Source organism: Streptomyces sp. NPDC047072, from assembly GCF_040643855.1.
Taxonomy (GTDB): Bacteria; Actinomycetota; Actinomycetes; order Streptomycetales; family Streptomycetaceae; genus Streptomyces.
Genome location: NZ_JBEYVC010000203.1, coordinates 1 through 19,328 on the forward strand (window position 1 = coordinate 1; position 19,328 = coordinate 19,328).

Here is a 19,328-nt window from a genome sequence, read left to right on the forward strand (position 1 = left end):
GCGCTGCGGGGACGGTCGGGGCGGGGCGCGGGCTGGCGCCGCCGGGACCCACAGGATCCACAAAGGCGTGACCGGATGATTGACGCGCCCATGGCCAGGCTCTAGCTTCTGATCGATTTTCCGAACTCCGTTCGAAATACCGGTCACTTCAGGTGCTCCCCCGCACGCCACCTTGGAGAATGAGATGAGCGCACACCCCCACCTGTCCCGTCGCGCCCTGCTGGGCATGTCCGCCGCCGTCCCCCTCGCCCTGACCCTCGGCACCGGCACCGCGCAGGCCGCCGACTCGGCGTACGCGATGGTCTACTTCACCGAGTCGACCAACCTCGGCGACGGCACCGACTACGGCCTGCACCTGGCCGTCAGCCCCGACGGGCTCAACTGGACGCCCCTCAACCAGAACAACCCGCTGGTCACCCCCACGGCCGGCGCGCTCGGCCTGCGCGACCCGTTCCTCATGCGCAAGCAGGACGGCACGTTCGTGGTCCTCGCCACCGACCTCAAGGGCACCGACTGGAGCTACAACAGCCAGTACATCCATGTCTGGGACTCGGCCGACCTGCGCACCTTCACGGGCTACCGGCGGCTCAAGCTGCACGACATGACGACCCACAGCTGGGCGCCGGAGGCGTTCTGGGACGCCGGCCGGGGCCAGTACGCGGTCATGTACTCCTCGGTGAACTCCAGCGGCCACAACGTGATCATGGTGAACTACACCAGTGACTTCGTGACCGCCTCGGCCCCGCAGGTCTTCTTCGACCCGGGCTACGACGTCATCGACGGCGACATGGCCGTGGGCGTGAGCGGCTACAACTACCTCTTCTTCAAGAAGAACCAGACCCTGGTGTCCGCGCGCTCCACCTCCCTGGACCCGGGCAGCTTCACCGAGTACAGCGCGGGCGTGGCCCACGGCGGCACCGAGGCACCGACCGTCGTCAAGTCGCTCACCACCGGGAACTGGTGGCTGTGGGGCGACACCTACACCCCCAACGGCGTGTTCTACGCCTGGCAGTCGAGCAGCCCGGCCACCGGCACCTGGACCGCGCTGGACCAGAGGACCTACACCCAGCCGGTCAACTCCAAGCACTGCGGCATCGCGACGATCACCACGGCCGAGTACACCAACCTGCTCACCAAGTGGGGCGCGCCGACCTGGAACCGGCTCAAGTCCTACAACTACCCGGCCCGTTACGTGCGCCACTCCAACTACGTGGGCCGGATCGACGAGTACCCCGTCGAGCCGTACAAGGACTCGCTGTGGACTCTCGTCCCCGGCCTCGCCGACAGCTCCGGGGTGTCGTTCCAGTCGGTCAACTACCCCACCCGCTATCTGCGGCACTACAACTACGCGCTCCAGCTCGACGTGAACGACGGCACGTCCACGTTCGCCGGTGACGCGACCTTCTACCGCACAGCGGGCCTCGCGGACGCGAGCTGGGCGTCGTTCCGCTCGTACAACAACCCGACCCGCTACATCCGGCACTCCAACTACGTCCTGCGCATCGACCCGATCTCCACCACGACGGAACAGCAGGACGCCACATTCCGAGTGGGTTACTGATTCATCCGAAAAGCTCCCTTGTCCCGGCGTGTTGTATACGCTCCAGGTCTTCTTCACCAGACCTTCACAGGGGGGCTTTTCCCATGCGCAGAGGACACATAGCCGCCGTTGCGGCCGCGGGCGCGTTCGTCGCACTGGCCGCGGTCCCGGCCCACGCCGCCGAGTACTCGTCGGCGCTCAAGCTCAAGGGCGTGCAGTACGACGCTCCCGGCCGGGACTCCAACAGCTGCACGAGCGGCAACACCGACGAGGAGTACCTGACGATCAAGAACTACTCGTCGAGCGCGACCGTGAACCTCAAGGGCTACGTCGTGAAGGACGCGACCGGCAACAAGTTCACGTTCACCAAGAGCCACTCGCTCCAGCCCGGCGACTACGTGAAGCTGCGCGGCGGCCGGGGGACCGACTCCGACGCGGGCAACGTCGTCTACCGCAACAACTGCAACTTCATCTGGAACAACACCGGGGACACGATCTACCTCTACAAGCCCTCGGGCGCGCACGCCGACACCCACAAGTACACCAAGAGCGCCAACGACCGGGACGGCAACGGCTACATCACGTTCCACGGCTGACACGGCCGAGCAGGTCGCGTCCGCTCACCACGGCCAGCGCGGCGGTCAGGGCGACCAGGGCCGCCGCCTGGGCGAGGACACCCACCCGCAGGGCGCCGGGGAGCATGTCGAGCCACGGGTAGACCGCGGTGACGCGGACCGCCAGCAGGAGCAGGCCCAGTGCCGCGAGGGCGGCGGCCTCCCCGGGGGCGGGGGCACGGCTCCCGCCCCGCAGGCGGTACACCAGCCAGGCGAGGCTCGTCACGAGGTAGCCCGTGATGAGCGCCCAGACGGTGTCGACCCCGCCGGGAAGTGCCACGACCGAGCCGCCCATCAGCACACAGCAGGCGGCGAAGACCAGACCGGGCGCGCCCGCGGGAAGGGTCGCCGGGGGCGCGTCGCGGTGGTGGGCCGCGCAGAGCGCCACCGCCGACGACCAGGCCAGCACGGCCGCCGCGCCGACGTAGGCCGAGTCCGAGGGGGCGAAGTCGAGGGCCAAGAGATCGGCCAGTGGCCAGAGTGTCGGCAGGGCCGCGACGAGCGCCGACACCTGGGCGAGGCGGCGGTGGTCCCGCAGCAGGGCGAAGTAGGCGACCGTCCAGAGCAGCGGCAGGAACCACTGGGCGACCGCGCCGACGCCGGACCACACGCCGTGGCCGGTGAAGCCGTCCGTGAACATCTCCCACTGGCTCCCGCCGCGGGTGGACGCCCAGGTCAGTCCCAGCACCCGGTCGACCACGGCGGACGCGGCCTGGAGCAGGACGGCGAAGAGCGCGAAGAGGCGCACGGCCGACCCGAGCACGGCGTACCGGCGGGGCGCGGCACCCGCGCCGAGCCTGCTGCGCACGGCCAGCGCGAGGACGCTCGCCACCTCGCCGAGGGTGGGACGGCTCTGCTCCTGGGTCTCCCGGTCGACGTCCCACAGGTATGTCTCGACCATCTCCTCCTCCCGCTCGCGGCGGTAGTAGGCGGGCAGCAGGCGCAGTACGGCGCGGTAGCGCGCCTCCAGCAGCGTGCTCATGCGAGACCTCCCGCGAGTCCGGGGCCCAGGCCGGGCGCGTCGGTGGTGCCGGGTGCGTCCCCGGACGTACGGCGTCCCTCGGCGATCCGCTTCTTCGCGGCGCTCGCTCCGGCGGCCAGCCGCTCCGCCTCCGCGTCCAGCGCCTGCGTGCCCCCGTCGGTGAGGCGGTAGTAGCGCCTCAAGCGGCCCTGCTGCACCTCCTCGTGGTCCAGCACGATCAGTCCGTCGGCGGTGAGCCGGTCGAGGACGCCGTAGAGGGTGCCCACGCGCATCTGCACGCTGCCCTCGGACAGCTCCTCGACCTCGCGGAGGATGCCGTAGCCGTGCCGCGGCTGATCGGCGAGGGCGGTCAGGACGAAGAACGCCGCCTGTGTCATGTTCCTCGGTGCCATGAACAAGAATATATCGGCATCCGATATATACCGCCAGCCGAAACGCCCAAGCGGTGGGGCACGGCGAACAGGGCCCGCCCCAATGCGGATGGCGGACGGGCCCCGTTCGAGAGGTCATTGTGGTGGGCGAGGCGTGAACCGGGCACGCGTGAAAGCCGGTTGGTCGGTGCGAAGCCAGTGCGCCCCGTGTGCGCACGACCCCGTCCGGGCAGGCTTCCGACGATCTGTCCCCCGCACACCGGCCGGACCCCCGTGGTCAGCGCCGGCGCGGCGGCGACGATACTTGTCACTGGCACGCACCCGGCTCACAGATGGACTCATGTCAAGCACCTCGAGCGACGACCGTACGACTCCTCCCACGGTGTGGCTGGCCCACGGCCGCCATCTCGGCTCCGACGCGGCGGACGTCCTCCGCGCGAACCTGCAACGGCGCAAGGACGCCGGAACCCTCGACGACTTCCGGGAACACGCGGCGACCGAGGACACCCCGGACCGCGTCCTGGAGGCCCGGTGGCGGGTCGGCGCCGAGGTGACCGTGCGGGCGCGGCTGACGCTCTCCCCCGTGTCGAGCGGCGGCCAGGACTGGGTGCTGGCGGCCGAGGCGGAGCAGCCGTGGGACCTGATGTGGCCCTCCCCCGCGACCATGTTCTGGCCCGGGACCTCCGACGTCTTCTGGGACCGCGACGCGGCCACCGGGCTGCGGCTGCGCGAGCTGAGCCTGCTGCCCGAGGACGAGAAGGACATCCGGCGCCTCCTGCGGCAGGCGGTGCGCTCCAGCTGGGCCGTGCACGTCGTGGTCCACGAGGCGATGACCACCGACCAGCGCGGCCGGCGCCCGCTGGCCGGGATGCTGCCGCCGAGCCTGCGGCACCGGGTGGTGGAGCACCGGGCGCTGCCGCATCAGCTGCCGGTGGTGAACTGGGCCCTCAAGGACTTCGGCGTCGAGGTGCCGCGGGGCGGCGCCGCGGTGCTGCCGGGCAGGCCGGTTGCGCCCGGGTACAACGGCCGGGACTTCGCCGTACGCAGTGTCTTCCTGGACGGCTCGGAGCCGACCGAGCTGCTCGCGACCGTGACCCGGTTCGCCGGGCTGCCCAAGCCGCTGCCGGAGGGCGGCCGCGAGGCGGTCACCGCGCTGCGCGAGCAGTGGCAGCTGCTGACCATGGAGGAGGAGCTGGCCCGGGAGCGTGCGCTGGTGCAGATGTACTCCGAGGCGCTGGAGGCCATGACCAAGTCCCGGGACCTGTACCGGGAGGCCGCCGAGCGGGCGGGCGAGGCGCTGGAGATCTACCGGCAGAACGCCCCCGCCCCGTTGGAACCGGCTTCCCGGGACCCGCAGACGGGCTCCCCGCTCCAGCAGCTCGGCCGCACGTTCGGCCGCTGGAAGGAGACCTTGCGCCCCGCGGCGCGTGACGAGGCGGCGGACCGGCAGCCGGACTGAACGGCCGACGAGGGGGAGGACCGCCGACCCGACCCTGGGCCGGCGCCGAGAGCGGGCGGCGAGACGCCCAGGGCAGCCGGCGGGAGCGGGCGGCGGGATTAGGCGGTGGGATTGGGCGGCGGCCCGCCGCGGGAGCGACTCCGCGGCGGGCCTTGCCTCAGTCCGCCCGGACTCCCGCCTCGGCCAACGGGCGGGCCGTGAGCACGCTCTCGGGTACGGGTGCCGCCAGGCGGACGACCAGCGCCATGAGCGCGAGCAGGGCGGCACACACACCGGCCGTGCCGGCGACCCAGGCCGGGACGAGCGGAAGGTCCAGCGCCCGGGTCAGCCCCGCCGAACGGAACCGGCCCCCGAACAGCTGCCCGGCGGCCACTCCGGCCGGGACCAGGACCGCCGCCATGAGCAGCGAGACGGCGGGCCGGATAGCCAGCATCAGGGCCAGCAGGACGCAGAGCGCGGAGACGCCGACGGCGAAGCCGTACACCTGGAGCGATGCGCCGTCCCGGTGCGCCGGGAAGCACAGGAACCCGCACACCAGCAGCGCGAGGGCGGCGAGCCGCGCCGGCCAGGCCGGTGTCCCGCCGCTCTTCCGCGGCGCGCGGGCCGGCTTCGGGGCGTGGGCGGGCGGCAGGGGCGGCATGGCGGGCTCCACCGGCTCGGGCCGGAGCCACTCCCGCTCTTCGGAGGGGTGCCGGAGGGGCGGCGGCGCGGTCCGTTCCGCCGCCAACCGCCCGATCATCTCGACGAGTTCCTCGACCGGCCGGCCGGTCGCGGCGGCCCGTACCGCCTCCTCGCGGCAGTGCGGCTCCACTTCGGCCCGGTCGAGCAGCGCGACCAGGCGGGTCACGTCCTCGACGGGCCGGTGCTCGGCGGCGGCGCGGATCGCCTCGTCGGCGCTTTCCGGGTCGCGGGGCGGCCGGGTCAGCAGGGCGACGAGACGGGTGACGTCCTCGACGGACCGGTCCACGCCGACCGACCGCAGCGCGGCGGCCGTGGCCTGCGCGTACTCGGGCGAGTGTTCCAGCAGGGTCAGGAGGTGGACCACGTCCTCCAGGGGACGGTCGGCCACGGCGGCGCGCACCAGGTCGGCGACCGGATCGCCGGGCGGCCCGGGAGACACGGGAGGTTCGGGGGACACGGGAGGTTCGGGAAAGACGGCGGGTTCGGGAGAGCCGGTGGGTTCGGCGGCTATGCCGGGGTCGTGGGGGTGGGCTGCGGACGAGCCGGTGGTCATGCTCTGCTCCAGACACAGTGTGCGGTCGCTCCCGCGCGCCCCCGCCGTGCGACCGCGTTGGTGAGGGTGACCCATTAGTAAGCGGGTACACGACGTGGTGCCACTCGGGTGAGCCACGGGTGTGAGTGCGGGCTCGCGGCCGGTCTTGAGGGCGTCGTATGCGGGAATCCGTCAGGAAGTGCGCCGCGCGGCGCCCCGAGAAGGAGGTCGCCCGTGGATACGACCACTGCGCTGATCGTCGTCGCCGCGGTCCTCGCGGCCCTGGTGCTGGCGGTGGCCGTGGTGCTGTTCGTACGACTGGTCCGCACCCGGCGCGACCTGCGCCGCGCGGGACTGCCCACCGGGTCCCGCTGGGTGTTCTGGGGCGCGCTGCTCTACTTCGTGCTCCCCGCCGATCTACTGCCCGATCCGGTGTATCTCGACGACATCGGCGTCCTGTTGCTGGCGTTGCGCTCCATGCGGGGCGCTCAGGCGGACCGGGCCGCTCTGCGTCTTGACGAGCAGAACCGGAAGGAGCCCTACCGCCAATGATTACGGAGCGTAAGGAAACCAATCACCCGTTCGATTCGTATAAGTGTCTGGAAGCCGAAGAAAATCGGTGGACGGACGGCGTCTTGGGGTGACGACCGTCGGAACGAGGCAGTACCGGCGAGGGAGAGACGATGCAACCGTTCGCGCTCAACTACGCACGCCCGGCAGTGACGTTGGAAGCGACCACTCCGTACGTCTACGACTCCGGCATGCAGTTGAACGTCCTCATGGACGGCCGGGTCGCCGCCCGTGACCACGCTCTGCTGAGAGAGCTGGGAACCACGACCTCCACCGCGGGGTCCAAGACTCACTTCGACGACTGAACGCAGGCCGCCGATCGATGACCGTTCTGATTCTGACCTGTGAAGAGGATGTGACCGCCGACATGGTCGTGGTCCACCTCAACGCGCTGGGGGTACCGGTGGTCCGGCTCGACCCCGCGGATCTCACCGAAGGTGTGGCACTGTCCGGGGAGTACGTGCACGGCGGCTTCCGCGGCCATCTCTCGGCGGGGGGCCGTCTGGTGGGTCTGTCCGGGCTGCGCTCCATATGGGTCCGCCGCCCGGGCACGCCCGCGGCCCGGGCGGCCGCGCCCTCCGCGTGGCTGACCGAGGAGTCCGCGCAGGCGTTGTACGGCATGCTCCGCGGCAGCGACGCCCGGTGGATGAACCATCCCGACGCGGCCCTGAGGGCCCGTCACAAGCCGTGGCAGCTACGGCTGGCCCAGCGCTGCGGGCTGCCCGTGCCGGCCACGATCGTGACCACCTTTCCGCAGGCGGCGAGGGAGTTCGCCGAGCGCTATCCGGACCTGGTGGTCAAGCCGGTCTCCGGCGCGCATCCGCAGGACCCGCCGCGGGCGGTGCCGACCAGCCGGGTCGACCCGGACACCGACTTCGCCGCCGTCGCGTACGGTCCGACGCTGTTGCAGCGGCGGGTGGCCAAGCGGGCGGACATCCGGCTGACCGTCGTCGGCGAGACGATGCACGCCGCGCGCAAGGCGGCGGCCGCCGACGCCGAGGAGGTGGACGTCAGGTTCGCGCCGCCCACCTCGCCCTGGTGTCCCGCCGATGTCCCGCCCCGCATCGCGGAAGGGGTGCGGTCCTATCTGCGGACGGCCGAACTGGCCTACGGGGCCTTCGACTTCGCGGAGGACGCGGACGGGACCTGGTGGTTCCTGGAGTGCAACCAGTCGGGGCAGTTCGGGTTCGTCGAGGTGGAGACGGGCCAGCCGATCGCCCGCGGTATCGCGAAGTGGCTGGCCGAGCCGGGCCCGACGCCCTGCTCGTCCGCCAACGGGGCGAGCACGGCGGTGAACTGAGGGCGGGTCAGGTCAGTAGGCACGCGGGGCGGGCGGCAGCGCGGGCTGCCAGCCGTTGCCGGGGGACATGGGACGCTCGGGGGCGGGCGGCGGCATGAGGGGCTGGAACGGACGCATGACGTACTCCAGTTCCCTGCGGACGCGCTCGGCCTCCCTGCGGGCCTGAGTGGGGACGTCGCCGCGCTCGGCGACGAGTCGGTCGTAGATGGGAGAGTCCTGGAACACCCAACGCGCCTTTCGTTTCGCGGCCCACGCGCATGGGCACACCCGTCGAGTCTAGGCGCCCGCACGCACCGGCGTGCGAATCACGGCGTCGGGCTTGACGCCCGGCGTGGGCTCATGCGCCCGTCGTGGAGCCGGGGCGGACGACCATCAGGACCGTGACGGTGGCCCACAGCAGGTTGAACACGCCGGTGAACATGGCCAGTCGGGCCGTGTTCCGGCGCTCGACGCCGCCCCGCTCGGCCAGTTCCTCGAGGAGTTCGTCCTGGCGGGGCAGGACGAAGGCGACCAGGACCGCGGCGGCCGCGGTGGTAAGGGCGATGGACGTGGTGAGCCAGGCGTCGCCCAGGACGCCCATGGCGGCACCGGTGGCGACGCCGAGGGCGGGCACCGCGACGCCGATGCCCGAGTAGACCCGGCAGATCCGGTGCAGCAGCCGTAGCGTGCCCGCTCCCGTCCCGTCCTCGTGGGCCCGGCGGGCCGCGGGCGGGAACATGCTGGCCGCGACCGTCACCGGTCCCACGGCGACGATGGCGGCGAGGACGTGCAGGGACAGCAGGAGCTTGGTCATGGGGTGGCGGGTCCTTCTCGGGCGCGGTCGGCTGTGCCCGGCCCACCCTAGGAATCCGCCGGATGATCACACAGGGGCTGAAACGACAGCTTCCAACGGGTTCTCGCCAAAGCGTCTGCCAGCCAGGTATGTCCGTCACCCCGGCTCCCGGTGTTGGCGGGATCCTGCCTATCGTGCCCTCATGCACTCCGTGGCGATCCTGGTTCTCGACGAGGTGGTGCCGTTCGACATGGCGGCGCCCATGCAGGTCTTCGACTGGACGCGGCTGCCCGACGGCCGCCCCGCCTACCGGGTGCGGCTGTGCGCGGAATCACCCGAGGTGCGCGCGGACGGCGGCTTCACCCTGAAGGTCGACCAGGGGCTGGAAGCCCTCGCGGAGGCGGACACGGTGATCGTGCCGGGCCGCTCCCCCGCCGCCGGGCCCGCCTCCCCGCGGGTACTTGAAGCGCTGCGGGAGGCCGCCGCGGCCGGGACCCGGATCGCGTCGGTGTGCGTGGGCGCGTTCGTGCTGGCGGAGGCCGGGCTCCTGGACGGGCTGCGCGCCACCACCCACTGGGTGGCCGCCGGGGAACTCGCACAACGGTTTCCCGCCGTCGAGGTGCAGCCGGACGTCCTGTACGTGGACAACGGCCCGATCCTGACCTCGGCCGGCGCGGCCGCGGCCCTCGACATGTGTCTGCACATGATCCGCCGGGACTTCGGGTCGGCCGTCGCCGCGCACGCCGCCCGGATGTCGGTGATGCCCCTCGAACGGGAGGGCGGACAGGCGCAGTTCATCGTGCACGACCATCCGCCGGTGCCGCGCGGTTCGACGCTGGAGCCGCTGCTGGAGTGGATCGAGGACAACCTGGCCCACGAGATCACGCTCGCGACGCTGGCCGGCCGTTCGGGGATGAGCGAGCGCACCTTCAGCCGCCGTTTCCGGGAGCAGACCGGCACCACGCCCCTGCAGTGGCTGCTGCGGGCACGGGTGCGGCGGGCCCAGTACCTGCTGGAGAACAGCGGCCACCCGGTCGAACGGATCGCGCGGCAGGCGGGGTTCGGCTCCCCGACGGCGTTCCGGGAGCGCTTTCGCCGGGTGGTCGGCACCACCCCGCAGGCGTACCGGGCGGCCTTTTCCGCTCAGGACTCCGGCCGGGCGGCGGTCCTGTCCTGACCGCCGCCCGGACCACGGTCGTCTCACCCGGCGAGCGGCAGTCCGCTCTCCCCCTCGGGGTCCGTACGTCCGGCGTCCAGCAGCAGGGTGTCCGCCCTGGCGACCGCCTCCCGGACGTCGGTGGTGCCCATCATCACGCACAAGGTGTAGGTGACGTCGTCGAGTTCGCGAGCCGTCACCGGCCTCTCCCTCTCGGCCTGAGCGATCCGCAGCGACGCGTACCGAGTCAGCAGTCCTCTGACGGCCTTCGGGTCCGGAACGAGCACGAAGCGCCCCTCTCTCGATTTTTCGCTCCGTATGCCCGGTCCCCGCCGGGCCAACCTCGAACGCCGCTCCCCGGCACGCGATTGGCCCAATACCGTACGCCCGGACCCGCTTCCCCCGGGCGCGCGAGCCGTTGAACAGAGGGCATCGCTCGCACCACGAACGGTAAACGCCCATGAACCGCTCTCTCGGCCCTCTCAGTGCCCTCTACATCGCCACGAGCACCGGTCTTGCCTGGACCGCGGTCCTGGAACTGCGCCACGGGCCGGTCTGGGCCGCGTGTCTGTTCGCCGCCACGAGTCTGGTCCCGGTCATCGCCGTCGTGCGCGAGAGCGTGATCCGCGACCAGCGGCGGTGGATGGCCGAACTGGAACGGCGGGCGGCGGGCGCCGAGACCGCCGACCACATCGTGCGCGGCGAACTCGACACCGCGTGCTGCGAACGCTGGTGGACGAGTTGCGGCACCGACCACGACACGAGCTGTCCCCGGCGGGTGCCCCGCAGCAGCGCCGCATAGCACCTCACGCGTCCAGGGCGCCCCGCACGAACCTCCGCAGGTGGCCGCGTACGGCGTCGGGCCGCTCCAGCCAGGGTTCGTGTCCCGCGTCCTCGATCGTGGTGAGGGGGCGGCCGAGCCGGAGCGCGAGCGCTTCGAGTGCCGCCGCCGGACGGGGATCGGCCGCCCCGCACAGGAGTTCCGTTCGCGCGGGCAGCCGCGTGTCCAGCTCGGCGAGGTGGTCGTCGAGCGGGTCCGCGCGTCCTTCCCGGCCGAGTTCGGCGTTCATGGCCCAGTTGACCGGGCGCCGCAGCCGGGCCGCACGGGCCGCCCATTCCCGTCCGCGCCCGGGTTCGGCGTGGTCGGTGCACCAGGCCAGGGTGAGCAGTTCGACCTCCTGCTCCTCCGTGCGCTGCGGCAACTCCTCCAGCGCGCGCAGCCGCGCCCGCTGGGCCGCGGTCGTACGGCGGTCGCGCTCGGCGCGGTCCCCGGTGCGCCAGTCACCGGTGAACGGCCCGCACATGAGCAGGGCCGCGGCGACCCGGTCCGGGTACCGCAGACAGAACCGGCTCGCCAGATCGGTGCCGTAGGAGTGCCCGATCAGTACGGCCTCGGGCACCTCCCACGTGTCGAGCAGTCCGGCGAGGTCGTCGACATGGCGGGCGAGGGAGTGGCGGCCCTGCCACGGGGAGCGGCCGGTGCCGCGCTGGTCGTACCGGTAGACGGGGGCGAGGTCCGCGACCATGGGGGCGACCTCGCCCAGATAGTCCGGCAGCCCCGGACCGCCGTGCAGGAGGACCACGGCCGGGCGCCGGGTGGTGTCCCCGAGCGCCGACCACCACAACCGCGCGCCGTCGTCGACCGGCGCGAGACCTTCCACGGCTCAGGCGACCTGTCCCGCGTGCAGCGCGCTGTACGCCCCGCCGCGGCGCAGGAGTTCGTCGTGCGTGCCGGTCTCCAGGATGCGGCCCTCGCCCATGACCACGATCCGGTCGGCGCCGCGCACGGTGGAGAGCCGGTGCGCCACCACGAACGTCGTACGGCCGTGCAGCAGCCGGGCGAGCGCCTCCTGCACGAGCACCTCGGAGTGGGTGTCCAGCGCGGAGGTCGCCTCGTCGAGGACGAGGACGCGGGGGTCGCGGATCAGGGCGCGGGCGATGGCCAGGCGCTGCCGCTGCCCGCCGGACAGCCGGGCGCCGCGTTCGCCGACCCGGGTGTCCAGGCCCTGCGGCAGCCGGTCGACGAACTCCAGCGCGTTGGCGTCGCGCAGGGCGGCCCGTACCGTCTCCTCGTCGGCCTCGTCCATGCCGTAGGCGACGTTCTCCCGGATGCTGCCGTCGAACAGGACGGACTCCTGCGGTACGACCGACACGAAGCGCCGGTAGGTGCGCAGGTCCAGGGTGTTCATGTCGGTGCCGTCGAGCAGCAGCCGCCCCGAGGTGGGCCGGATGAGGCCGACGACGAGGTTGAGGACGGTGGACTTGCCCGCGCCGGACGCGCCGACCAGGGCGATGGTCTCCCCCGGCGGCACGGACAGGGTGAAGTCGCGTACGGCGGCCCGGCCGCCGTCGTAGGTATGGCCGACCCCCTCGAAAGCGACCGCCCCGCGTACCGAGGTGACCTCGGCCTTGCCCTCGTTGTCCTCCAGTTCGGGCGCCTGGAGGACCTCGCCGACCGAACGCACCGACTCCAGGCCCTTGGTGATGACCGGGGCGAGCCCGGCGAGGGTCGTCGTGGAGTTGGTGAGCGTGGTCAGGAAGGCGCTCAGCATCACGACGTCACCGGCGCTCACGCCCCAGGTGCCGTAGTACGACAGCAGCGCGGCCCCGGCGAGGACGAGCACGCCGACGACGTTGAGGACGACCCAGGCAAGGGAGCCGAAGCGGCCGTTGACCAGGTCGAGGCGGTTGCCGGAGGTGAGCAGGCGGCGCAGGGTGCCGTCCATGCGGCGCAGCGCCTTGCCCTCCAGGCCGTGGGCGCGGGTGACCGGGATGAGCCGGGTCATCTCCGTGACCCGGGTGGAGAGGGTCTCGACCTCGTGCCGGAAGTGCTCGTTGTGGGTGCGCAGCCGGGCCCTCAGGCGCGCCACGACGAGCGCGGCGGCGGGCACGACGACGAGGAAGACGGGCACGAACTCCGGTGTCCGTACGCCGATGATGACCAGTCCGCCGACCAGGACCGTGATCGCGCCGAGGCCGGTCTCGGCGGTCTGCTGGACCATCTGCTCGACGGTCTCGACGTCCCGGACCACCTTGGCCTGGAGCACACCGGCGCTGACGCGGGAGTGGTAGCCGATGGACAGCTGCTGCATGCGGGTGCACAGCGCGGAGCGCAGGGCGGTGCCCATGCGGCGGACGCTGCCGTACAGGAGGCGGACGTAGAGGACGTGCAGCGGGTAGTTGATGAGCAGGATGAAGAGGATGACGCCGGTGCTCGTCCAGAGCCGGGAGACCGGCTGGTGCTGGACGACGGTGTCGATGATGGACGCGGTGATCAGGGGCAGCAGCCAGATCGGGCTGTGCTTGACGGTGAACACCACGACGGCCGCGGCCAGTCGGCGGCGGTCGGCGCGGAACAGGAAGGCGAGGGTGCGGACCGGGTGTTCGTCCCGGTAGCGGTGGTCGAGCGGTCTCGCCGGCGACAGTGCCATCGTCGGTGGTCCTCCAGGTTTCCGGATCGAGGGCAAGCGCTCTCTGCCCTCCCGCGACCAGGAGTACACCCGTCGACGCGGCCGGATCTCACTCGTCCAGAGTGCGGGCGAGCTCCGAGGTGGCGCGGGCGATCTCGGTGTCGTCCTCGTCCATCAGCCGCCGTAGGACACCGCTGCGGGCGCGGACCGCCTGGCGGGCCTGGCGCTCCCACACCACGGGGTTCTCACGGTGGTTGAGGAGCTTGGGGTAGACGGCCGCCGTGCTCTCCCACTGGCGGGCGCCGGCGATACTCCGCAGCAGCTGGATGATCTGCGCCCGGCAGGAGACCTGGGGCAGTTGGGCCAGCTCCCACAGGAAGGGGACGGTCGCGGCGGTGGCCTGTTCGACGACGAAGCCGTACTGGCAGATCCGCTTGCGCAGGTCGCCGAGGGCGGCGCTGGCGGTGTCCGGGTCCCCCCAGGCGACGCTGTTCAGGAGCAGCGGGATGGCCGCCGCGCAGCCGGTGGAGTCCTGGATCTCACCCCAGGGGATCCGGCCCAGCGACACGAGGGGCGTGGTGCGTGCCACTCCGGTCGTCGGTACGGGGCGACTGGTGCGCTCGTTGCTCGGCTGGTCCGGAGCGGTGCGCATGACGTGAGACCTTTCCGCAGCGGTCATTCAGGGAGGAGGAGGGGCGGCCGACAGCTTGGCCCAGACCGTCTTGCCGGCCGGTGGCCGCAGGGTCCAGCCCCACTCCTCGGCCAGGGCGTCGACGATGAACAGCCCCCGGCCGTTCTCCGGCAGGGCCGTGAGGTCGGCGGGCTTGCAGCGGGGCGGTTCGTCGCCACAGTCGGAGACCGTGAGCAGCAGATGGGCCGGGTCCAGGATCAGCCCGAGCCACACCTCGGCCTCGCCGCCCGCCGCGGGCCGGGGCACCGCGTGGGCCACGGCGTTGGCCGCCAGTTCCGTGATCACCAGGGCCGCGTCGTCGCTGCGGTGGTCCAGGGACCAGCTGCGCAGGGTGTCACGGGTGAAGGTGCGGGCTCGGGCGAACCCCTCGGCGTCACAGCCGACGAGCAATGCGGCGGAGTCGGGCACGGCGGCCCAGCGCTCCTGGACGTCGGCCCGGAGCGGACGCCGCGGGGGCGTGCCGGTCAGGTCCGCGCCGCTCGCTCCCGCGGCAGCCGGGTTCGGCGGCCGGAGCGCGTGGTCCGCAGGTGATGACACGGCATCTCCTTGATGCGACGTCAAGGCAGGGCGCAACCGCGGGGGTTGACGCCGGAGCTATTATCCACGCAGAAAGCGCCCGCGTGCAATTGCACGAGAAATTGCGCGACCGACGGGTGGGGCGGCAGGGGCTGTGGATGCGCGCCCCGCCGCACCGGGACGGCCGGATACGACTCCCGGCGAAGAACGTGAAAGGCAAGGAGACTGCGGTGCCAGTGCAGAACGGAGTACGGGCGAGTTCTCTTGACGCCCGCTGGGTCAAGAGCCGCCACAGCAACGCCGAGGGCAACTGCGTCGAAGTGGCCACACTGGTCGGCGGGGGTATAGCGGTACGCAACTCCCGTGATCCCGACGGCCCCGCGCTGGTCTACACACCGGCCGAGGTCGCGGCGTTCGTCGCCGGGGCGAAGGAGGGCGAGTTCGACCACCTCCTGTGAGGTGCGGACGACGGGTGGAGATTCGGACGTCGGGTGCGAGTGTGGGCCCAACTCCCCTTCTGCCGCGGGCTTGTCCGCGGAGATGCGCTGCGGGCTCACGGAGTGCGATAGTGTGAGTCGTCTCTGTGTCGGTTACTGGGAGCCCGGATGTCTGCCTCGTCGCACCGCATCTCGCGCCTCGAGCCGTATCTGGACCGGGCGGAACCGGCCCCCACGCTCCTGAAGATGCTCGTCGGCGTCCAGTTGGCGGGTTTCCGCGAGGACGCGGGGCTCGCCCAGGACCAGGCGGCGCGGGCGCTGGGGTTCAGCCCGGCGAAACTGTCGCGCATCGAGTCGGGCAAGGGCCGCAGGCCTCCCACCGAGACCGATGTGCGCGCCCTCCTCGACCTGTACGGCACCGAGGAGTACGAGGCCTCGGTGCTGGTCAAGCTGTTGCGGCGGGCCGGTGAGCCGGGCTGGTGGCAGCGGTACGACAAGCGGCTGATGCCGGAGTGGTTCGACCGGCTGGTCGGGCTGCAGGAGGCGGCCGCCGCGATCCGTACCTTCGAGATCCAGTACGTCCCGGGGCTGCTCCAGACTCCCGCCTACACCCGTGCGGTGGTGGAGCGGGGGCTGCCGACGGCGGCCGCGACCGAGGTGGCGCGCCGGGTCGAACTGCGCACGCGGCGCGCGGAGTTGCTGCTGCGCGCGGACGCCCCGCAGCTGTGGGCGGTCGTCGACGAGTCCGTCCTGCTGCGCGTACTGGGCAGCAGGGAGGTCATGCGCGAGCAGCTCGCCCACCTGATCGCGATGGCCCAGCGCCCCAACGTGACCGTGCAGGTCGTCCCGTTGGACGTCACCAACGCCTCCGCCCCGGCCATCCCGATCACGTATCTCCGCTTTGGCGGCCTCGACCTGCCGGACGTCGTCTACCTGGAGCACATCAAGAGCGCCAACTTCCTGGAGGACCGCGACGAGACGGAGGAGTACCGCCTCGCCCTGGACCGCCTGGCGGACGACGCGCTCGAACCGCGCGACTCCCTGCGGCTGTTGAAGCAGACCATGGAGCAGCGCTACGGCGCGTGAGACGAGGACGCCCTCGGCGGGATCTCCGTGATCCGGTCGAGGGCGTCGGCGTTTACGGGCGCCTACGGAAGGCGGGCGACGCCGCCGAACTCGATCCACTCGTGGGTGAGTTGGCGGGGGGCGACCTCGGAGTCGGGGCGCCAGGTGGAGACTTCGACCAGGCCGGGGTCGAGGATCTCCAGGCCGTCGAACCAGGCGGCGACGTCCTTGGGCTCGCGGACGCGGCCCCAGTGGCCCTGGGTCGCCTGGTCCATGAAGTTGGTGACGAAGTCGCGGACCTCGGGGTCCTCGCTGACGAGCTGGCACATCACGAGGAAGCTGCCGGGCGCGAGCTTCTCCCGGACCCGCTCCACGAGGGCCGGCGGGCCGTCCGTCTCGCTGTCGGGGATGCAGTGCATGACCGAGTTGAACAGGACGGCGACCGGCTGCGAGAAGTCGATCAGCCGCCGGGTGTCCTCGTGCCCGAAGATCGCCTCGGTCTCCCGCATGTCCGCGTGGATCACGGTCGTCCGCTCGTCCTGTTCGAGCAGCGCCCGGCCGTGGACCAGCACCATCGGGTCGTTGTCGACGTAGACGACGTGCGAGGTGGGGTCGATGCGCTGGGCGACCTGGTGGACGTTGTCCTGGGTGGGCAGGCCGGATCCGTGGTCCAGGAACTGCCGGATGCCGTGCTCGGCCGCCAGCGTCCTGACGACCCGCTGGAGGAAGCGGCGGTTGTTCACCGCGAGGCGGCGGGTACTGGGGACGACCTTGTCGAGTTCCTCGCACGCGGCCCGGTCCGCCGCGTAGTTGTCCTTGCCGCCCAGATAGTGGTCGTACATCCGCGCGGCCGTGGGCACGGACGCGTCGATCTGCGTGGACAGCTTCTTACCGGTGCTCATCTTTCCCCCAGCTAATGCCGCCAACTGACCTGGCAGGACAGGGAGTCCATCCTAGAGACCGGACGATCGCCGGTGCCAGTCCACATCTGGATCAGGCGGCGTCCAGTTCCGCGATCTCCTGCTCGCTCAGCCGGAGTTCCGCGGCGGCGACCGAGTCGCGGATGGTCTCCGGGCGGCTCGCGCCGGGGATCGGGACGACGACCGGGGACTTGGCGAGCATCCAGGCCAGGCACACCCGCTGCGGGCTCACCCCGTGCGCCTCGGCGATACGGGCGAACGCGCCGTGCGCCGAGCCCAGTTCGCCCGCGCGGGAGATACCGCCGAGCGGACTCCAGGGCAGGAACGCGACACCGAGTTCGTCGCACAGGCGCAGTTCCGGCTCGCTGGAGCGGAAGGCCGGCGAGAACTGGTTCTGCACGGAGACCAGCCGGCCGCCGAGGATCTCGTTCGCCGCCCTGATCTGCTCGGGGTTGGCGTTGGAGATGCCCGCCATGCGGATCTTGCCCTCGTCGAGGAGGTCCCGCACGGCACCGACGGACTCCTCGTAGGGGACCCGCGGGTCGGGCCGGTGGAACTGGTAGAGGCCGATGGCCTCCACGCCCAGGCGGCCGAGGGAGGCCTCGCATGCCTCCTTGAGGTGACGGGGGCTGCCGTCCAGCGTCCAACTGCCGTCGCCGGGACGCAGATGGCCGCCCTTCGTCGCGACCAGGACGTCCGCGCCCCGGTCGTGGGAGGAGAGCGCCTTGGCGATCAGGGTCTCGTTGTGGCCGACCTCGTCGGCGTCCCGGTGGTAGGCGTCGGCGGTGTCGACGAGGGTGACACCGGCGTCGAGCGCGGCGTGGAGGGTGGCGATCGACCGTGCCTCGTCCGGCCGTCCCTCGATCGACATGGGCATCGCGCCCAGTCCGATCGGGCTGACGTCGACGTCACCGATGCGGCGGGTGTGCATGGGTGGTGGACCTCTTTCGGCTGTCTCGTTCGGCTGTCACGCGGAACCGGGTGGCACGGCGCCGCCGCACGGGGGTGGACGGCGGCACCGGCTCGTCCCAGCCTGGCCGTCCGCACGGCCGAAGGTCCAATAGAAGAATGAGAACGGATTCAGTGACGCGGGCACTGAATCACGGCCGTGGGACCGCGGTTGCGCCGTGGCCAGCTCCTTGTGACACCCTCGGCTCGACCGGGCCGTGATCAGCGGCCGGTCGTCCTGAGCTTCAGCCAGAGAGGCGGCGGTATGCGTATCGGACTGCTCGGCACCGGCCCCTGGGCCCGCATCGCCCATGCTCCCGCCCTGAGCGGGCACCCGGATCTGGACTTCGTCGGGGTGTGGGGTCGTCGCCCGGAGGCCGCCAAGGAGCTGGCCGACGAGCACGGCACGCGCGCGTACGACGACGTCGACGCCCTCATCGCGGACGTGGACGCCGTCGCGGTCGCCCTGCCACCGGGCGTTCAGGCCGAGCTCGCCGCGCGGGCGGCACGGGCGGGGCGCCATCTGCTGCTGGACAAGCCGCTCGCCACGACGGTCGAGCAGGGCCGTGCGGTGGTCGATGCCACGCGGGAAACCGGGGTCGCATCGGTGGTGTTCTTCACGACGCGCTTCTTCACGGAGACGCAGGCGTGGATCGGCGAACAGGCCGACGCGGGCGGCTGGTTCACGGCGCGGGCCGAGTGGCTGGGGTCGGTGTTCAGCGGCGCCGACAGCCCGTTCGCCGACTCTCCCTGGCGGCGTGAGAAGGGCGCCCTGTGGGACGTGGGCCCGCACGCCCTGTCGGTACTGCTGCCGGTGCTCGGCGACGTCGAGAAGGTCGCGGCGGCCGCGCACGGCCCCGGGGACACCGCCCACCTGGTGCTCCGGCACGCGGGCGGCGCGTCCAGCACCCTGACGCTGAGCCTCACCGCGCCGGAGGAGGCCGCGGGGGCGGGCGTCGAACTGCGGGGCGCGCACGGGGTGACCTCACTCCCGGAGTCCCCCGAGGACCTCGACACGGCGGTGCGGCACGCCCTCGACGCGCTGCTCGCCGCCGCGGACACCGGCCGGGCCCACCCCTGCGACGCGGCGTTCGCCCTGCGGGTCACGGAGATCCTGGTGACGGCGGAGGGACTACTGGGCGCCTGAGCCTCTACTGCGCCCTCACTGCTCCTACCCGTGGCCCTGGCAGCCGTCGAGATACGCGTCCAGCGCCGCTGCCCCCGTGAGCAGGGCACGGCCACGGGCCGCGAGACGGCTGTGCCAGTCGCGCAGCGCCGACTCCAGGGGCGCCACGCCCCGGCCGAGCGGACCTGGTCGACCAGCGGCGCGATCTACAGCCACAACTTCATCTACCAGATGCGCT

At 71.9% G+C, this 19,328-nt stretch carries 24 protein-coding genes; 12 read left to right on the forward strand and 12 right to left on the reverse strand.

Translation table 11 applies throughout. The features are described from left to right. Positions 1-184: 184 nt before the first annotated feature. Both ABZ896_RS45865 and ABZ896_RS45870 read left to right on the forward strand, forming a co-directional pair. On the forward strand, positions 185-1,561 hold the full coding sequence (locus ABZ896_RS45865; protein WP_360942967.1) for a glycoside hydrolase family 43 protein: 1,377 nt from the start codon (positions 185-187) through the stop codon (positions 1,559-1,561). A gap of 83 nt (positions 1,562-1,644) precedes the next feature. After that, positions 1,645-2,136, forward strand: a complete 492-nt coding sequence (locus ABZ896_RS45870; RefSeq protein ID WP_360942970.1) for a lamin tail domain-containing protein — start codon at positions 1,645-1,647, stop codon at positions 2,134-2,136. On the opposite strand, the gene ABZ896_RS45875 is transcribed toward ABZ896_RS45870, so the two are convergent. Then, complete coding sequence (locus ABZ896_RS45875; protein ID WP_360942975.1) at positions 2,120-3,136, reverse strand: hypothetical protein; 1,017 nt, start codon at positions 3,134-3,136, stop codon at positions 2,120-2,122. The genes ABZ896_RS45870 and ABZ896_RS45875 overlap by 17 nt on opposite strands. Next, positions 3,133-3,513, reverse strand: coding sequence for a PadR family transcriptional regulator (locus ABZ896_RS45880; RefSeq protein WP_360943035.1), 381 nt, complete (start codon positions 3,511-3,513; stop codon positions 3,133-3,135). The genes ABZ896_RS45875 and ABZ896_RS45880 overlap by 4 nt, the downstream gene beginning before the upstream one ends. 334 nt (positions 3,514-3,847) lie before the next feature. Between ABZ896_RS45880 and ABZ896_RS45885 the strand changes: the two genes are divergently transcribed. Further along, on the forward strand, positions 3,848-4,966 hold the full coding sequence (locus ABZ896_RS45885; protein ID WP_360942978.1) for a hypothetical protein: 1,119 nt from the start codon (positions 3,848-3,850) through the stop codon (positions 4,964-4,966). 157 nt (positions 4,967-5,123) lie between these two features. On the opposite strand, the gene ABZ896_RS45890 is transcribed toward ABZ896_RS45885, so the two are convergent. After that, the gene (locus ABZ896_RS45890; RefSeq protein ID WP_360942981.1) at positions 5,124-6,200 is read right to left on the reverse strand and encodes a hypothetical protein; all 1,077 of its coding nucleotides are present in this window, start codon (positions 6,198-6,200) and stop codon (positions 5,124-5,126) included. Between the two features lie 213 nt (positions 6,201-6,413). Here ABZ896_RS45890 and ABZ896_RS45895 point away from each other — a divergent pair, with 213 nt between their 5' ends. The 3 genes from ABZ896_RS45895 (at position 6,414) to tgmB (ending at position 8,049) form a co-directional block, all read left to right on the forward strand. Beyond that, the gene (locus ABZ896_RS45895) at positions 6,414-6,731 is read left to right on the forward strand and encodes a YkvA family protein (protein WP_360942984.1); all 318 of its coding nucleotides are present in this window, start codon (positions 6,414-6,416) and stop codon (positions 6,729-6,731) included. 131 nt (positions 6,732-6,862) lie between these two features. Then, positions 6,863-7,054, forward strand: a complete 192-nt coding sequence (gene tgmA / locus ABZ896_RS45900) for a putative ATP-grasp-modified RiPP (RefSeq protein WP_360942987.1) — start codon at positions 6,863-6,865, stop codon at positions 7,052-7,054. Between the two features lie 17 nt (positions 7,055-7,071). Beyond that, positions 7,072-8,049 carry an ATP-grasp ribosomal peptide maturase gene (gene tgmB, locus ABZ896_RS45905; protein ID WP_360942990.1) on the forward strand — a complete coding sequence of 326 codons (978 nt, stop codon included), beginning with the start codon at positions 7,072-7,074 and terminating at the stop codon, positions 8,047-8,049. A 12-nt stretch (positions 8,050-8,061) separates the two neighbouring features. Here the strand turns inward: tgmB and ABZ896_RS45910 are convergent, their stop codons facing one another. Continuing rightward, the gene (locus ABZ896_RS45910; RefSeq protein ID WP_360942993.1) at positions 8,062-8,274 is read right to left on the reverse strand and encodes a hypothetical protein; all 213 of its coding nucleotides are present in this window, start codon (positions 8,272-8,274) and stop codon (positions 8,062-8,064) included. A 112-nt stretch (positions 8,275-8,386) separates the two neighbouring features. Then, on the reverse strand, positions 8,387-8,842 hold the full coding sequence (locus tag ABZ896_RS45915; RefSeq protein ID WP_360942996.1) for a DUF2269 family protein: 456 nt from the start codon (positions 8,840-8,842) through the stop codon (positions 8,387-8,389). Between the two features lie 181 nt (positions 8,843-9,023). Here ABZ896_RS45915 and ABZ896_RS45920 point away from each other — a divergent pair, with 181 nt between their 5' ends. Next, a complete protein-coding gene (locus tag ABZ896_RS45920; RefSeq protein ID WP_360942999.1) occupies positions 9,024-9,998 on the forward strand; it encodes a helix-turn-helix domain-containing protein in 975 nt (324 codons plus the stop codon). A 23-nt stretch (positions 9,999-10,021) separates the two neighbouring features. On the opposite strand, the gene ABZ896_RS45925 is transcribed toward ABZ896_RS45920, so the two are convergent. After that, positions 10,022-10,264, reverse strand: coding sequence for a DUF5133 domain-containing protein (locus ABZ896_RS45925; RefSeq protein WP_360943002.1), 243 nt, complete (start codon positions 10,262-10,264; stop codon positions 10,022-10,024). 173 nt (positions 10,265-10,437) lie between these two features. On the opposite strand from ABZ896_RS45925, the gene ABZ896_RS45930 reads away from it, so the two are divergent. Beyond that, positions 10,438-10,779 (forward strand): hypothetical protein, encoded by a 342-nt coding sequence (locus ABZ896_RS45930; protein WP_360943005.1) that lies wholly within the window; start codon positions 10,438-10,440, stop codon positions 10,777-10,779. 4 nt (positions 10,780-10,783) lie between these two features. On the opposite strand, the gene ABZ896_RS45935 is transcribed toward ABZ896_RS45930, so the two are convergent. From ABZ896_RS45935 to ABZ896_RS45950, 4 genes are all read right to left on the reverse strand, one after another. Next, positions 10,784-11,638, reverse strand: coding sequence for an alpha/beta hydrolase (locus ABZ896_RS45935; protein WP_360943008.1), 855 nt, complete (start codon positions 11,636-11,638; stop codon positions 10,784-10,786). Positions 11,639-11,641: 3 nt separating this feature from the next. Further along, positions 11,642-13,408: an ABC transporter ATP-binding protein gene (locus ABZ896_RS45940; RefSeq protein ID WP_360943011.1), complete on the reverse strand. Its 1,767-nt coding sequence runs from the start codon at positions 13,406-13,408 to the stop codon at positions 11,642-11,644. A gap of 88 nt (positions 13,409-13,496) precedes the next feature. Further along, positions 13,497-14,039, reverse strand: coding sequence for a hypothetical protein (locus ABZ896_RS45945; RefSeq protein ID WP_360943014.1), 543 nt, complete (start codon positions 14,037-14,039; stop codon positions 13,497-13,499). A gap of 27 nt (positions 14,040-14,066) precedes the next feature. After that, entirely contained in the window at positions 14,067-14,486 is a 420-nt protein-coding gene (locus tag ABZ896_RS45950; RefSeq protein WP_360943038.1) for an ATP-binding protein, read from the reverse strand. Between the two features lie 338 nt (positions 14,487-14,824). Here ABZ896_RS45950 and ABZ896_RS45955 point away from each other — a divergent pair, with 338 nt between their 5' ends. Both ABZ896_RS45955 and ABZ896_RS45960 read left to right on the forward strand, forming a co-directional pair. Beyond that, positions 14,825-15,052 (forward strand): DUF397 domain-containing protein, encoded by a 228-nt coding sequence (locus ABZ896_RS45955; protein WP_360943017.1) that lies wholly within the window; start codon positions 14,825-14,827, stop codon positions 15,050-15,052. Between the two features lie 147 nt (positions 15,053-15,199). Next, positions 15,200-16,117 (forward strand): helix-turn-helix transcriptional regulator, encoded by a 918-nt coding sequence (locus tag ABZ896_RS45960; RefSeq protein ID WP_360943020.1) that lies wholly within the window; start codon positions 15,200-15,202, stop codon positions 16,115-16,117. A gap of 62 nt (positions 16,118-16,179) precedes the next feature. Here the strand turns inward: ABZ896_RS45960 and ABZ896_RS45965 are convergent, their stop codons facing one another. Continuing rightward, positions 16,180-16,998, reverse strand: a complete 819-nt coding sequence (locus ABZ896_RS45965) for an SAM-dependent methyltransferase (RefSeq protein WP_360943023.1) — start codon at positions 16,996-16,998, stop codon at positions 16,180-16,182. Positions 16,999-17,089: 91 nt separating this feature from the next. Next, the gene (locus ABZ896_RS45970) at positions 17,090-17,947 is read right to left on the reverse strand and encodes an aldo/keto reductase (RefSeq protein WP_360943026.1); all 858 of its coding nucleotides are present in this window, start codon (positions 17,945-17,947) and stop codon (positions 17,090-17,092) included. 282 nt (positions 17,948-18,229) lie between these two features. Here ABZ896_RS45970 and ABZ896_RS45975 point away from each other — a divergent pair, with 282 nt between their 5' ends. Together ABZ896_RS45975 and ABZ896_RS45980 are read left to right on the forward strand one after the other, a co-directional pair. Next, the gene (locus tag ABZ896_RS45975) at positions 18,230-19,111 is read left to right on the forward strand and encodes a Gfo/Idh/MocA family oxidoreductase (protein ID WP_360943029.1); all 882 of its coding nucleotides are present in this window, start codon (positions 18,230-18,232) and stop codon (positions 19,109-19,111) included. Positions 19,112-19,141: 30 nt separating this feature from the next. Beyond that, on the forward strand, positions 19,142-19,328 hold a 187-nt coding region (locus tag ABZ896_RS45980), incomplete at its 3' end, for a hypothetical protein (RefSeq protein ID WP_360943032.1).

What these genes read in the sequence shown, in the direction of transcription:
- ABZ896_RS45945 (WP_360943014.1), bottom strand. Translation starts at nt 14,039, where the DNA reads ATGCGCACCGCTCCGGACCAGCCGAGCAACGAGCGCACCAGTCGCCCC.
- ABZ896_RS45940 (WP_360943011.1), bottom strand. Translation starts at nt 13,408, where the DNA reads ATGGCACTGTCGCCGGCGAGACCGCTCGACCACCGCTACCGGGACGAA.
- ABZ896_RS45875 (WP_360942975.1), bottom strand. Translation starts at nt 3,136, where the DNA reads ATGAGCACGCTGCTGGAGGCGCGCTACCGCGCCGTACTGCGCCTGCTG.
- ABZ896_RS45885 (WP_360942978.1), top strand. Translation starts at nt 3,848, where the DNA reads ATGTCAAGCACCTCGAGCGACGACCGTACGACTCCTCCCACGGTGTGG.
- ABZ896_RS45975 (WP_360943029.1), top strand. Translation starts at nt 18,230, where the DNA reads ATGCGTATCGGACTGCTCGGCACCGGCCCCTGGGCCCGCATCGCCCAT.
- tgmB (WP_360942990.1), top strand. Translation starts at nt 7,072, where the DNA reads ATGACCGTTCTGATTCTGACCTGTGAAGAGGATGTGACCGCCGACATG.
- ABZ896_RS45865 (WP_360942967.1), top strand. Translation starts at nt 185, where the DNA reads ATGAGCGCACACCCCCACCTGTCCCGTCGCGCCCTGCTGGGCATGTCC.
- ABZ896_RS45880 (WP_360943035.1), bottom strand. Translation starts at nt 3,513, where the DNA reads ATGACACAGGCGGCGTTCTTCGTCCTGACCGCCCTCGCCGATCAGCCG.
- ABZ896_RS45890 (WP_360942981.1), bottom strand. Translation starts at nt 6,200, where the DNA reads ATGACCACCGGCTCGTCCGCAGCCCACCCCCACGACCCCGGCATAGCC.
- ABZ896_RS45915 (WP_360942996.1), bottom strand. Translation starts at nt 8,842, where the DNA reads ATGACCAAGCTCCTGCTGTCCCTGCACGTCCTCGCCGCCATCGTCGCC.
- tgmA (WP_360942987.1), top strand. Translation starts at nt 6,863, where the DNA reads ATGCAACCGTTCGCGCTCAACTACGCACGCCCGGCAGTGACGTTGGAA.
- ABZ896_RS45970 (WP_360943026.1), bottom strand. Translation starts at nt 17,947, where the DNA reads ATGCACACCCGCCGCATCGGTGACGTCGACGTCAGCCCGATCGGACTG.
- ABZ896_RS45960 (WP_360943020.1), top strand. Translation starts at nt 15,200, where the DNA reads ATGTCTGCCTCGTCGCACCGCATCTCGCGCCTCGAGCCGTATCTGGAC.
- ABZ896_RS45965 (WP_360943023.1), bottom strand. Translation starts at nt 16,998, where the DNA reads ATGAGCACCGGTAAGAAGCTGTCCACGCAGATCGACGCGTCCGTGCCC.
- ABZ896_RS45870 (WP_360942970.1), top strand. Translation starts at nt 1,645, where the DNA reads ATGCGCAGAGGACACATAGCCGCCGTTGCGGCCGCGGGCGCGTTCGTC.
- ABZ896_RS45920 (WP_360942999.1), top strand. Translation starts at nt 9,024, where the DNA reads ATGCACTCCGTGGCGATCCTGGTTCTCGACGAGGTGGTGCCGTTCGAC.
- ABZ896_RS45930 (WP_360943005.1), top strand. Translation starts at nt 10,438, where the DNA reads ATGAACCGCTCTCTCGGCCCTCTCAGTGCCCTCTACATCGCCACGAGC.